The organism is Longimycelium tulufanense (assembly GCF_014645795.1).
GTDB classification, from domain to species: Bacteria; Actinomycetota; Actinomycetes; order Mycobacteriales; family Pseudonocardiaceae; genus Longimycelium; species Longimycelium tulufanense.
The window spans coordinates 21,635-33,444 of sequence record NZ_BMMK01000046.1 but is presented as its reverse complement, the minus strand read 5'-3'; the positions used below and the strand labels follow the sequence as shown (position 1 = coordinate 33,444).

General features: G+C 70.9%; 11 protein-coding genes. 5 read left to right on the top strand and 6 right to left on the bottom strand.

The genetic code is table 11. The features are described 5' to 3' along the window. Positions 1 to 85: 85 nt before the first annotated feature. The 5 genes from rsrA to IEY55_RS28415 all read right to left on the bottom strand — a co-directional run bounded on the left by rsrA (position 86) and on the right by IEY55_RS28415 (position 4,356). Positions 86 to 427: a mycothiol system anti-sigma-R factor gene (rsrA, locus tag IEY55_RS28435; RefSeq protein WP_189061652.1), complete on the bottom strand. Its 342-nt coding sequence runs from the start codon at positions 425 to 427 to the stop codon at positions 86 to 88. After that, entirely contained in the window at positions 424 to 1,110 is a 687-nt protein-coding gene (locus IEY55_RS28430; protein ID WP_189061658.1) for a sigma-70 family RNA polymerase sigma factor, read from the bottom strand. Before IEY55_RS28430 ends, rsrA begins: the two co-directional genes overlap by 4 nt. 567 nt (positions 1,111 to 1,677) lie before the next feature. Further along, positions 1,678 to 2,154: a Cys-tRNA(Pro) deacylase gene (ybaK, locus tag IEY55_RS28425; protein WP_189061651.1), complete on the bottom strand. Its 477-nt coding sequence runs from the start codon at positions 2,152 to 2,154 to the stop codon at positions 1,678 to 1,680. A gap of 775 nt (positions 2,155 to 2,929) precedes the next feature. Next, positions 2,930 to 3,541: an alpha/beta hydrolase family protein gene (locus IEY55_RS28420; protein WP_189061650.1), complete on the bottom strand. Its 612-nt coding sequence runs from the start codon at positions 3,539 to 3,541 to the stop codon at positions 2,930 to 2,932. Then, positions 3,538 to 4,356, bottom strand: coding sequence for an SOS response-associated peptidase (locus IEY55_RS28415; protein WP_189061649.1), 819 nt, complete (start codon positions 4,354 to 4,356; stop codon positions 3,538 to 3,540). The genes IEY55_RS28420 and IEY55_RS28415 overlap by 4 nt, the downstream gene beginning before the upstream one ends. A gap of 119 nt (positions 4,357 to 4,475) precedes the next feature. Between IEY55_RS28415 and aroA the strand changes: the two genes are divergently transcribed. The 4 genes from aroA (at position 4,476) to IEY55_RS28395 (ending at position 9,074) form a co-directional block, all read left to right on the top strand. Continuing rightward, on the top strand, positions 4,476 to 5,747 hold the full coding sequence (gene aroA / locus IEY55_RS28410; protein WP_189061648.1) for a 3-phosphoshikimate 1-carboxyvinyltransferase: 1,272 nt from the start codon (positions 4,476 to 4,478) through the stop codon (positions 5,745 to 5,747). Further along, the gene (gene rsgA / locus IEY55_RS28405) at positions 5,744 to 6,766 is read left to right on the top strand and encodes a ribosome small subunit-dependent GTPase A (RefSeq protein WP_189061647.1); all 1,023 of its coding nucleotides are present in this window, start codon (positions 5,744 to 5,746) and stop codon (positions 6,764 to 6,766) included. Before aroA ends, rsgA begins: the two co-directional genes overlap by 4 nt. 178 nt (positions 6,767 to 6,944) lie before the next feature. Further along, positions 6,945 to 7,754 (top strand): SCO4651 family lipoprotein, encoded by an 810-nt coding sequence (locus IEY55_RS28400; RefSeq protein WP_189061646.1) that lies wholly within the window; start codon positions 6,945 to 6,947, stop codon positions 7,752 to 7,754. 417 nt (positions 7,755 to 8,171) lie between these two features. Next, complete coding sequence (locus IEY55_RS28395) at positions 8,172 to 9,074, top strand: NAD-dependent epimerase/dehydratase family protein (RefSeq protein WP_229686842.1); 903 nt, start codon at positions 8,172 to 8,174, stop codon at positions 9,072 to 9,074. A 438-nt stretch (positions 9,075 to 9,512) separates the two neighbouring features. Here IEY55_RS28395 and pruA read toward each other — a convergent pair whose 3' ends face one another. After that, positions 9,513 to 11,141 (bottom strand): L-glutamate gamma-semialdehyde dehydrogenase, encoded by a 1,629-nt coding sequence (gene pruA, locus IEY55_RS28390; protein ID WP_189061645.1) that lies wholly within the window; start codon positions 11,139 to 11,141, stop codon positions 9,513 to 9,515. Positions 11,142 to 11,383: 242 nt separating this feature from the next. On the opposite strand from pruA, the gene IEY55_RS28385 reads away from it, so the two are divergent. After that, entirely contained in the window at positions 11,384 to 11,770 is a 387-nt protein-coding gene (locus tag IEY55_RS28385; protein WP_189061644.1) for a VOC family protein, read from the top strand. Positions 11,771 to 11,810 lie beyond the last annotated feature (40 nt).

The window sequence follows — 11,810 nt, the reverse complement described above, 5'->3', positions numbered from 1 at the left end:
TGCACACCTACAACCATCACCGCCACCACACCGCGATCGGCGGCCCACCCGCCCACCGCATCCCCAACCTCACGGGACAGAACAGCTAGTCCTCGGTGAGCTCCATCCGGCGGGACCGGATCTCCACCGAGGAGCCGCCCTCGGGGTGGTACTCCACCGTCACCTCGGCCTGCTCCAGCACCGTCCGGCGGATCGAGTCGCGTAGGCGCTGTTTCAACGCGTCGGGGGCATGGTCGCCACCACACTTGCGGGCGAGCAGGATCTTGATCTGCTCCTCGATCCCGTACTGCTCGAGGCAATGGCCGCACTCGTCGAGGTGCTGCTCCAGCTTCTGCCGGCGCCGCTGGTCACACTCCTGGTCCAGGAAGAGCCATACCTCGGCCAGCACCTCGTTGCACGGTGTCTCATGGGGCTTCCCGCAGCTCACGACCCCGTCACCTCCCGCTCGTCGCTGCGCAGGAACCCACGCTCGCGGGCGACGTCGGTGAGCATCTCCCGGAGCTGGCGCCGGCCCCGGTGCAACCGCGACATCACGGTGCCGATCGGGGTGCCCATGATCTCGGCGATCTCCTTGTACGCGAAACCCTCGACATCGGCGAGGTAGACCGCCATCCGGAAGTCCTCGGGGAGCCGCTGCAGGGCGTCCTTCACGGCGTTGTCCGGCAGCCGGTCCAGCGCCTCCACCTCGGCCGAGCGCAGGCCGGTCGAGGTGTGGCTCTCGGCCTGGGCGAGCTGCCAGTCCGTGATCTCCTCGGTGGGCTGCTGCTGCGGCTGGCGCTGCCGGCGGCGGTAGCCGTTGATGTAGGTGTTGGTGAGGATCCGGTACAGCCACGCCTTGATGTTGGTGCCCTCGGTGAAGGAGTTGAACGCCGCGTAGGCCTTCAGGTAGGTCTCCTGCACCAAGTCCTCGGCGTCGGCGGGGTTGCGGGTCATCCGGAGCGCGGCCGCGTAGAGCTGGTCGAGCAGTGGCATGGCCTCCCGCTCGAAGCGGGCGGCGCGCTCGCTGGCCGACTCCTCCGCACGCTGCGTCGAGTCCACGTCAGGGGTGCCTGGCACCTGGCTCCCTTCCCGCCGGCCGCGTGGGACGGCGGCTCCTGGCGACGTTCCCATGGCTGCCGGCGCATGGGTCGCCGCCGAGGATACGCGGCGCTCCCCCGGGCGGCACGGCGCTGAACGCCGAGGTGGCCGTGTGGTGGGACGACGCTCGGCGGCCTCGCCGGCCTGCTCGGGCAGCGCGGTCTGGGGAAGGTCGGTTACCACGTCCGCTGAGAACGCCGTGGTGTGCTGCAGCATTCCCGTGGTGTGGTGTTCGTCGCCGCCGCGCGTGCGCCGGCGACGACGCGCTGCGGTCTTCCGGTCGCCGGACGTGCATGGCCTCCCTGGTCGGGTGGGTTGAGCTGCACCGACGCTGTCCGTGGGCCCCCGCTTGTTCAGCGATCACACGGCAGGAGCGTCTGCCTTTTCGCACCCACCGGTGCGAGACCCGGCAGTGGGTGGGCTCCTACACGAAGGTCCCGGTGAAGCCGCCCGGGAGTCCGTACCGATCCGCCGCCGTTGGTGCCCAGGGCCAACGGGGCGATGATCTGGCCACGGCGGCACCCCCGCTGGAGCCGCCCGGGTGCCGACTCGTTGATCGTGGTTCGGCTCCGGGTCAGTGGCATGGCATTGCGCTGGAATTCATCCCGCGATGGGCGCGACCACCGCTCCGGTCAGCCGGATCAGCTCCGCCGGCGACAGTTCCACCTCGAGCCCACGCCGGCCAGCGCTGCAGTAGATCGTGGAGTGGTTCTCTGCCGTGGCGTCTACCACCATGGGAAGCCGCTTTTTCTGGCCCAGCGGGGAGATCCCGCCGGCCACGTAGCCGGTGGCGCGCTCGGCGTCCGCCACGGGCGCCATTCGTGCCTTCTTGCCACCCACCGCGGCAGCCAGTGCCTTGAGGTCGAGCTGCTGGGCCACCGGCACCACACCCACCGTCAGCAGCCCGTCCACCTCGGCCACCAGGGTCTTGAACACCCGCTCCGGCGGCAGCCCGAGCACCTCGGCTGCCTCGAGGCCGTAGGAGTCGCTTCGGGAGTCGTGCTCGTATGCGTGTAGCTCATGCGGGATGCGCTGCTTCGCCAGCAGCGCCGTCGCTGGTGTGCCCTTACCCGCCATTCCGGAAACCCCACCTCAACGTCGACAGCCAAGGCCCCTGATCTTCGTGCAGCCGGACACTGTTGGCGAAGCGATGCAGCGGCGCCGCGACAGCGCACTGGAGGCCGAGTTGCGCCGGGCCTGCGCTCTCGCAAGTCGCGATGTCGCCCGAATCCCTGTAGCCGGTATGGGGCGTTGCGTTGCACATCATGCCCGTGATGCACCTGTGTTCGGACGATCCAGGCTTCGTACCTTCTCCGTCACGACCTGCCGGCGACCCTCCCCCAGTACGTCGCCGCTGCTGGCGCACTTCGTGCGGGCTCTTGGTCGGGAACGCTACAAGCGGTTCGGTCTCCCTCGCCCGCGTTTTTCTGGCTCGGGTCCGGGCAAGGAAGCCCAACGGGTCAGTTGATCACTGGTCCGGGTGGTTCGGTGCGCAGACTCTCGAACGCGCGTTCGAGTTGGGGCATGATGGGCGTGGTCGTCGCTGGGTTTGCGGCGATCGGGATGGGGGCGGTGGTAGCCGCCCCGGGGCGAGCCGGCTTCGGCCGAGCCGGTTCGGATCTCTCGACTCGGTTCGAGAACGGGCCGCCCATCTTTGTGGTGATTGCCGGGGCGGCGGTGCGATCTCTCAGTGACATGTCACGTCCAGTCCGGACTTTCCTGTCCACAACGCTTTCGGTGAGGAGGTGAGGCGTTACGAACAGACCGGCCAGGGCAACGTGCGCGGCAGCGTCCCGACCTACGCCCTGAACCGCGGTCACGCTCGTCCACCGGGTCGTCGACCAGACGATCGTCAGTCGAGCGGGCGCAGGACGCGGTCCAACCATTCGCTGACGGCGCGGGTAATGCCGTCCGGGTCCGCCTTCAGCGAGTGGTCACCGGCGAGGAGCACGACCTCGCGGTGATGGGCCGCTTCCGGCCGGCCGAACGGGTCGCGCTCCCCCTGCACCACCAGGACCGGCGCGTCGACCGCGTGGAGCTCGTCGAGCCGGTGTTTCTCCGGACGGCCCGGTGGGTGCACGGGGAAGGCCAGGCACAGCACGGCGACGGCCTGGCCGAGCGTGGCCGTGCGGCAGGCGACGCGTGCTCCCGAGGAACGACCGCCGAACACCAGCGGCAGGTCGTCGAAGATGCCCGCGCCGAGCGTGTCGGCGACCGCCAGCCAGGCGGTGTCGAGCTGCTTGGCCGGGGCGGGGGCGCGGCGCCCGGCGACCCGGTACGGCTGCTCGACGAGGGCGACGTGCACACCGACGCTGCAGGCGGCCCGGGCCGCCGCGACCAGGTCGGGTGCCTCGATCCCGCCGCCGGCGCCGTGGCCGAGCAGCAGGGCGGCCCGTCCCTCGGGTGCGCAGTGCAGCTCGACCCGGGCCGGGCCGTGCGGGGTGGGGATCTCCTGCCGGCTCATGGGCAGTCGAACAGGGCCAGCTCCGGCGGGTCCGGCACCGGGCGCAGCCGACGCTGGCCCGCGGAGTCCAGGGCGGGGGCGGGCTCGGCGTCCGGGTCGACCCGGGCGACGAGCTGGGGGCCGTTGTTGCGCACGTTGTTCACGGCCGTGGAGACCGGGCGGAGTTCGAGGCTGTGGTGCAGCTCCTCGTCGGGGGCGGCCAGCAGGTCCGCGACGTCCGTGCGGTCCGGGTCGAGCCAGGAGGCCCACGCCGGTGCCGGCAGCATGACGGGCATCCGCTCGTGGATGTCGGCCAGCTCGCCGACCGAGTCGGTGGTCAGTACGGCGCAGGTGACCAGCGGCGGGGCGTCCTCGGCCAGGTCGGTGGGCCGCCAGGTGGTCCAGATGCCGGCCAGTGCCAGGCTGGCATTGTCCTCGCTGGTGACGTAGTAGGGCTGGCGGGTGTCGCCCTCGCGCTTCCACTCGTACCAGCCGTCGGCCGGCAGCAGACAGCGGCGGCGGGCCAGGGAGGTGCGGTAGGCGGGTTTCTCGGCCGCGGTCTCGGACCGGGCGTTGATCATGCGGGAGCCGATCGACGGGTCCTTGGCCCAGGCCGGAACCAGCCCCCACCGCATGACCCGGATGGTGCGCTCGGTCCTGGTCGGGTCGGGTTCGCCGCCGGGTTCCCTGGGGTGGCGCTCCACGACGGCCAGCACCGGCTTGGTCGGGGCCACGTTGTGGTCGGGACCGGGCGCGGTGTCACCGGTCATGTCCAGGGCGTCGAACTCGGCGGCAAGCTGGGCAGGATCCTTGGTGGCGGCGTACCTGCCGCACATCAGCGACCACCCCTCGTCAGCTCGGGTCGACCAGTCCGCGGCTGGCCCTGTACTGGCATCGTGGCACGTCGTGCGGGCCGACGCGAGGGCCGTCGGAAACGTGCGGGATCATCGGTGCTATGACACAGCCGTGGCCTGCCCCTACCGCCGACGGTCCGGTACGCGCCGTGGTGCGGGTGCCCGGGTCGAAGTCGATCACGAACCGGGCCCTGCTCCTGGCGGCGCTTGCCGACGGTCCCGCGGTGCTGCGCACCCCGTTGCGCAGCCGGGACACCGAGTTGATGGCGCGGGCGTTGCGCACGCTCGGGGTGGGAGTGGCCGACGGCCCGGCCGGGGCGTGGTCGGTGGCGCCGGGGCCGCTGCGGGGCCCGGCCGAGGTTGACTGCGGCCTGGCCGGCACGGTGATGCGGTTCGTGCCGCCGGCCGCGGCGCTGGCTGAGGGGACGATGCGGTTCGACGGGGACGCCCGGGCCCGGGAGCGCCCGATGAGCACGGTGCTGGACGCCCTGCGGGCGCTCGGCGCCGAGGTCGACGGCGACCGGCTGCCGTTCACGCTGCACGGGCGTGGTGGGTTGCCGGGCGGTGAGGTCGCGATCGACGCGTCGGCGTCCTCGCAGTTCGTGTCGGGGCTGCTGTTGTCGGGGGCCCGGTTCGAACGGGGGCTCGTGGTGCGGCATGAGGGGGGCGCGCTGCCCTCGCTGCCGCACATCGAGATGACCGTGGAGATGTTGCGGGCGCAGGGTGTCGAGGTCGACGACGGCGAGCCGAACACGTGGCGGGTGGCGCCGGGTCCGGTCAAGGCCAGGGACTGGGACATCGAGCCCGACCTGTCCAACGCGACCCCGTTCCTGGCCGCCGCGGCGGTCACCGGCGGCGAGGTCACGGTGCCCGGCTGGCCGACCACGACCACCCAGGCGGGGGATGCCATCCGGGGGATCCTGGCCGACATGGGCTGTGTCGTGGAGCGGGACGAGCGTGGGTTGACCGTGCGCGGGCCGGAGCGGCTGGCCGGGCTGGACGTCGACCTGCACGACGTGGGTGAGCTGACGCCGACGGTGGCGGCGCTGGCCGCGCTGGCGGACGGGCCGTCCCGGCTACGCGGCATCGCGCACCTGCGGGGGCACGAGACGGACCGGCTGGCGGCGTTGGCCGCGGAGGTCAATGGCCTGGGCGGGGACGTCGCCGAGACCGCGGACGGCCTGGTGGTCCGGCCGCGGCCGCTCCGGGCCGGTGGTTGGCGTGCCTACGCCGACCACCGGATGGCCACCGCGGGGGCGATCGTCGGGCTGGTGGTGCCCGGTGTCGAGGTCGACGACATCGGCGCGACGAGCAAGACGATCCCGGACTTTCCGGCGAGGTGGACAGCCATGCTCGGCGCGGAGGGCCCGTGAGCCGACGCAGCTGGCGGGAGCTGGACGAGTCGGACGTACGGGTGCGGCCCGGGCGGCGCGGCTCGCGGCCGCGCAGCAAGCGACGCCCGGAGCACGCGGACGCGGCCGCGGCGATGGTGGTCGGCGTGGACCGGGGCCGTTACACCTGTGCCCTCGGTGGCGACCCGGACCACCGGGTCACCGCGATGCGGGCGCGGGAGCTGGGTCGCAAGTCGGTGGTGATCGGCGATCAGGTGGGTCTGGTCGGTGACGTGTCCGGGCGGCCGGACACGCTCGCCCGGATCGTGCGGATCGCCGAGCGGGCCAGCGTGCTGCGCCGCACCGCCGACGACACCGACCCGTACGAGCGGGTGGTGGTCGCGAACGCCGAGCAGCTGGTCATCGTCACCTCGCTGGCCGACCCGCCCCCGCGGACCGGTTTCATCGACCGGTGCCTGGTGGCTGCGTACGCGGGCGGGCTCAGCCCGGTGCTGTGCCTGACCAAGGCGGATCTGGCCAGCGCGGACGGCGTGCGGGAAAGCTATGCCGACCTGGCCTTCCCGATCGTGGTGACGCGGATCGACGCGCCGCCGGAGGAGCTGCGGGAACGGCTGGCCGGGCGGGTGTCCGCGCTGGTGGGGCACTCCGGGGTGGGCAAGTCCACGCTGGTGAACCGGCTGGTGCCGGCGGCCGAGCGGGCCACCGCCGAGGTGAGCGCGGTGGGCAAGGGCCGGCACACCTCGACCTCGGCGGTGGCGTTGCCGTTGCCCTTGCCGGACGGTGGCTGGGTGGTGGACACCCCGGGCATCCGTTCGTTCGGCCTGGCCCACGTCACCCCGGACGATCTGGTGGCTGCCTTCCCCGACCTGGCGGAGGGTGCCGAGGGATGCCCACCGAACTGCGGGCATCTCGGTGCGCCCGAGGACCCGGACTGTGCGCTGGACACGTGGGTCGCCGAGGGGCACGCCACGACACGACGCCTGGAATCGTTGCGCCGCCTGTTGGCTTCCCACGCCGGCATCGGCGACGAGCAGGAGTGATCGACGCCGCACCGGGGTAGCTTCTCCCTCGAGGGGGCCGCCGGGGAAAGACACGCTGTTGGCGAAGGACCGATCGCGGTCGCGGAGCAAGGTGGGCCCGGGCCTGTGGCCCGGCTCGTGCTGAGACCACAGGAGCTCACCGCCAGCTCGCCAACAGGGTCGGAGAGGAGGCGGGCCCATGGTGCGAGCCGGGTGGGGCGTGCTCCTGGCCGCGGTTCTGATCGCGGGATGCGGTGACCAGCCGACCGAGGACGGGGCGGGCAGGCAACCCGAGCCCTCCCCGCCGCCCGTCGAGCACAACCTCGAGCCGTTGGCGGACGCGGTGACCCGGGCCTTGCGCGAACAGGGGTCGGCGCGGGTCAGCGGCGATGCCACCGATGTCGGGGGACAAGCGGGGGTACAAGGGACGGCCCGGTTCGACACCGCTCAGACGGATCTCGATGTCGCCCTCGAACGACGTGCCTCCCAGGACAGCGGCCCGGAACGGACCCGCTTGGTCATCGTGGAAGGGAAGGGCTATCTGCGCCCACCGCCCGCCGTGACACCCGCGAACCGGCCGTGGGTGCGCCTCGATCCGGCGTCGGGCGACGAGTTCCAGCAGTACGCCGCCCAAGTGGCACACGCGCTGCGGGTGACCGTCGATCCGCGACGAGCGCTGGAGCTCGCCGTGGCGGGCGGTCACGTTGCGGGCAGTGAACGCCAAACCCTCGACAACACGGGGGTTGTCCACTACACGATTGACATTGACTTGGCCAGGGCACTGGAGCGCAGGGCAGAGAACCAGGTGTTGCAACGGGTCGTCGACTCGGGTGCCCGTGCCCTCCGGCTCGAGCTGTGGTTGGACAACCGGAATCTGCCACTTCGGGTCAAGAGCGACGAGGGCCTCCCTGCCCTGAACCGGTTCGTCGCTGACGTGCGCTTCGACCGCTGGGCGGCAGCGGCCAACATCACTCCCCCGAATTCGCAGGAGATTGCCAACCCGGCGTAACGCACCCTGGGTATGAACGGTCGAGCCCACCGAAAGATCGGGGCTGTAGTGAAGCCGTCTCGACCATGCCTCTCATGTCGGTGACGGCAGTCTCGAGTTGGCGTTCTGCACCGTAGCGCCGGACCCGGGCAGCGGTGGGTAGGTGACCTACTCGAGGTCAGAGAGATCCGCGGTCTGTCGGGCTGAAACCGGGTAGCTGGATGCCTGCGGGCCCGATAGCGGCAAGGGTTGCCGCCCGAAGGTCACGCAGGGTGCGATGCTGCTGTCCGGCACCGCAGCACCCCTCCGAAGAGTGGTGACACCCAACGACCGCACCGCCTGGGAACACATCGCGGCACCGCCGAACCGCCTGTCACGTTTCTCCCCGGCATCTCGTCCTGTTCCTGAAGAGCGGACAAGCGCTTCGAACAGGAGGTCATGGTCGTGAAGGTGTTCGTCATCGGAGGCACCGGCGTACTGGGCAGGCCCGCGGTGCGCCAGTTGCTCGCCGCCGGCCACGAGGTTCGGGCGCTGGCCCGCAACGCGGAGCGGGCGGAGGTCATTCGCGGGCTCGGTGCCCGGCCAGTGATCGCCGACTTGTTCGACCTCGACCAGATGACGGCGAACCTCGCCCACGAGGAAGCGGTCATCAACCTGGCCACCCGCATCCCCTCGGGCATTTCCGGCGCGCGCCGCAAGTGGCAGGAGAACGAGCGCATCCGGAACGAGGCGAGCGCCATCGTTGTGCAGGCAGCGCTGCGCTCCCAACACGTTCGTGTGCTCGTCCAGGAAGGCGTCTCATTCCTCTACGCCGACGGTGGGGACGCCGAACTGCGGGAAGACGCTCCGCTCTCGGTGCCTCCCGGGTTGGAGAGCGTGATGCGGGCTCACGCCAATGCCGAGCGCTTCGCCACCGCAGGCGCAGGCAGGAGTGCCATCCGGTTGCGCATCTCGCGGCTGCTGGGCGACGACGCGCTGACCCGGTTCCAGGTTTCTCTCACTCGTCGGGGCATACCTGTGGTGTTCGGTGACCCCGATGGCTGGACGTCCGTCGTGTACCCGGACGATGCCGCGTCGGCGGCGATTGCGGCACTGGACGCCCCCAGCGGTGTCTACAACGTCGCCGCCGATCCGGTTCGTAAGCGCGAACTCGGTGCGTTGTTCGCCAGGGCCGCAAGGGTACGCAAGGCACGTGCACTACCGGGTTGGCTGGCCAGCCGGATGGGGCGGGTCAGCATTTTCGCGCGGTCACAGCGTGTCGTGTCGGACAGCCTTACCGCGGCGACGGGGTGGCGTCCCGAGCGCCCAGTGCCGACGCTCGACTGGTTCCCTCAGCTCTGACTGGAGGACCAAGCCACAAATCACCTACGAGGCGCCGAAGGCCAACGGATGATGATGGGAGGAGAGGGCCGTAGCGCTTCGGCTGGGTGGTAGAGCTGTTGGGCCGCCAGTGTTGGTAGGACGCGCGAATTCCTACTTCAGGCACGCAGGTCCCTTGCTCCTTGGCTGCTTGCTCCTCGGCGTAACCGAGAGCCCGACTGTCCGTCGCGCCTTCCCCCTGGTACCACTGCAAACAGCACCAATTCCTGACGCCTGAAACCAGGGCACGCGACAATCGGTGAGCCGACAGGCCGCCCTCGATGAGGGTCAACACACCGTCAGGCACGATCAACCCAGCCACCTGGGTGCAAGACTCGCGAGCGACGTCTCACGCAGCTCGCAGAAAGGCAGCGGGGCCGTGCGCGCAACGCCCACGGCCCCGCTGACTCTGACTGGTTCTCAGCCCATGTGCGGATAGGTGTGGTCGGTCGGGGCGACGAACGTCTCCTTGATCGCCCGCGGGCTGGTCCAGCGCAGCAGGTTGAACATCGAGCCCGCCTTGTCGTTGGTGCCCGAGGCCCGGCTGCCGCCGAACGGCTGCTGGCTCACCACGGAGCCGGTCGGCTTGTCGTTGACGTAGAAGTTGCCGGCCGCGAACCGCAGCTTGCGGTGGGCCTCCTCCACGGCGGACCGGTCACGCGCGAACACGGCTCCGGTCAGCGCGTACGGGCTGCTGCTGTCGACCAGGTCCAGCACCTTCGAGTAGTCGCCGTCCTCGTAGACGTGCACGGCCAGGATCGGGCCGAAGTACTCGGTGGTGAACGCCTCGTCGGTCGGGTCGGTGCCGACCAGCACCGTGGGCTCGACGAAGTAGCCGACCGAGTCGTCGTACCCGCCGCCGACCAGCACCTCGAGCGAGGACTCGGTGCGGGCCCGGTCCAGCGCGGCCTTGTGCTTGGCGAAGGCCCGCGCGTCGATGACGGCGCCGCCGAAGTAGGAGAAGTCGGTGACGTCGCCGTAGCGGATCGTCTTGGCGGTGTCGGCCAGCTGCTCGCGCACACCGCCCTCCCACAGCGACCGCGGCAGGTAGGCGCGGGACGCCGCGGAGCACTTCTGGCCCTGGTACTCGAAGGCACCGCGAACCAGGGCGGTCACGAGGGGGGCCGAGTCAGCCGACGGGTGCGCGACCACGAAGTCCTTGCCACCGGTCTCCCCGACGATGCGCGGGTAGGCCCGGTAGGTGTCCAGGTGTTCGGCGATCGTGCGCCACAGCAGCTTGAACGTGCGGGTGGAGCCGGTGAAGTGCAGGCCGGCCAGGCCCGGGTCGGGCAACGCGACCTCGCTGACCGCCTTGCCGTCGCCGGTGACCATGTTGATCACGCCCGGCGGCATGCCGGCCGCCTCCAGCATGCGCATGGTGTGGTGCGCGGCCAGCTGCTGGGTGGGCGTCGGCTTCCACACCACGGTGTTGCCCATCAGGGCCGGGGCGGTGGGCAGGTTGCCGGCGATGGCGGTGAAGTTGAACGGCGTGATGGCCACGACGAAGCCGTCCAGCGGGCGGAAGTCCATCCGGTTCCAGGTGCCGGGCACCGAGCGCGGCTGCTCGGTCAGCAGTCGCCGCGCGTAGTCGACGTTGAACCGGAAGAAGTCGATCAGCTCGCAGGCGGCGTCGATCTCGGCCTGCTGCGCGGACTTGGACTGGCCGAGCATGGTGGCCGCGTTGACCGTGTCGCGCCAGGGGCCGGCGAGCAGGTCGGCGGCCCGCAGCAGGATCGCGGCCCGCTCCGCGAACGGCGTGGCGGCCCAGTCGGCGGCCGCGTCCTTGGCGGCCCGCACCGCCGCGGCCACGTCCTCGGTGGTGGCCTGCGCCGAGACGCCGAGCACGTGCCCGTGGTCGTGCGGCTGGACCACGTCGAACCGCTCACCGCCGGCCATCCGCTGCTCACCGGCGATGGTCATGGTGAGCTCGTGCTCGCGGGCCTCGAGCTCGGCGATCCGCTTCTGCAGCGACTCCCGCTCGGGCGTGCCAGGTGCGTACGAGTGGACCGGCTCGTTGGCCGGGCTCGGGACGGACGTGACGGCGTCCATGGGGCGGTTCGCCTCCTTGTTGCACTGCACGGGTACCGGGTGCCCCGACTCGTGGCCGGGTTTCCCCCTTCAGTCCCATCCTGTCATGCGGAATGCGGCACATCACCCCCGCATGAGGACCGATTTGTTGCGTTCTTGCCGTCTCGCCGACACGGTTCGTGCACTCGACCGGTACCCGATCAACCCCGCCGCCCGGCCGGCGATTCGACGCTCGTCGTAATCAACCGTTACGCTCCGCTGTTATGGCGCGGATCACAGGGATCGGGGGTGTCTTCCTGCGCGCGGTCGACGTCGACGCGTTGACCGTCTGGTACCGCGAGGCCCTCGGCATCCCGCTCGCCGACTACGGCAGCGTCACCTTCCACTGGTCGAACGGGGTGTCCCCGCAGCGGCCGGGCACCACCACCTGGGCCCTGTTCCCCGCCGAAACCGACTACTTCGGCCGGCGCGAGCAGCAGGCGATGATGAACTTCCGGGTCGACGACCTGTACGGCCTGCTCGCCCTGCTCCGTGCCAGGGGCGTCGAGGTGCTCGACGAGGTCGAGGAGAGCGAGTTCGGTCGCTTCGGCTGGTGCGTCGACCCGGAGGGCAACCGCATCGAGCTGTGGGAGCCCGCCGCCGGTATGTGAACCGAAGCCGCAGCCGCCAGGATCAGAAGAGCCGGCGGCG

Coding starts and splice junctions, on each gene's coding strand:
- IEY55_RS28430 (WP_189061658.1), bottom strand. CDS start 1,110: ATGGGAACGTCGCCAGGAGCCGCCGTCCCACGCGGCCGGCGGGAAGGG.
- ybaK (WP_189061651.1), bottom strand. CDS start 2,154: ATGGCGGGTAAGGGCACACCAGCGACGGCGCTGCTGGCGAAGCAGCGC.
- IEY55_RS28420 (WP_189061650.1), bottom strand. CDS start 3,541: ATGAGCCGGCAGGAGATCCCCACCCCGCACGGCCCGGCCCGGGTCGAG.
- IEY55_RS28415 (WP_189061649.1), bottom strand. CDS start 4,356: ATGTGCGGCAGGTACGCCGCCACCAAGGATCCTGCCCAGCTTGCCGCC.
- aroA (WP_189061648.1), top strand. CDS start 4,476: ATGACACAGCCGTGGCCTGCCCCTACCGCCGACGGTCCGGTACGCGCC.
- IEY55_RS28400 (WP_189061646.1), top strand. CDS start 6,945: ATGGTGCGAGCCGGGTGGGGCGTGCTCCTGGCCGCGGTTCTGATCGCG.
- IEY55_RS28395 (WP_229686842.1), top strand. CDS start 8,172: ATGGTCGTGAAGGTGTTCGTCATCGGAGGCACCGGCGTACTGGGCAGG.
- pruA (WP_189061645.1), bottom strand. CDS start 11,141: ATGGACGCCGTCACGTCCGTCCCGAGCCCGGCCAACGAGCCGGTCCAC.
- IEY55_RS28385 (WP_189061644.1), top strand. CDS start 11,384: ATGGCGCGGATCACAGGGATCGGGGGTGTCTTCCTGCGCGCGGTCGAC.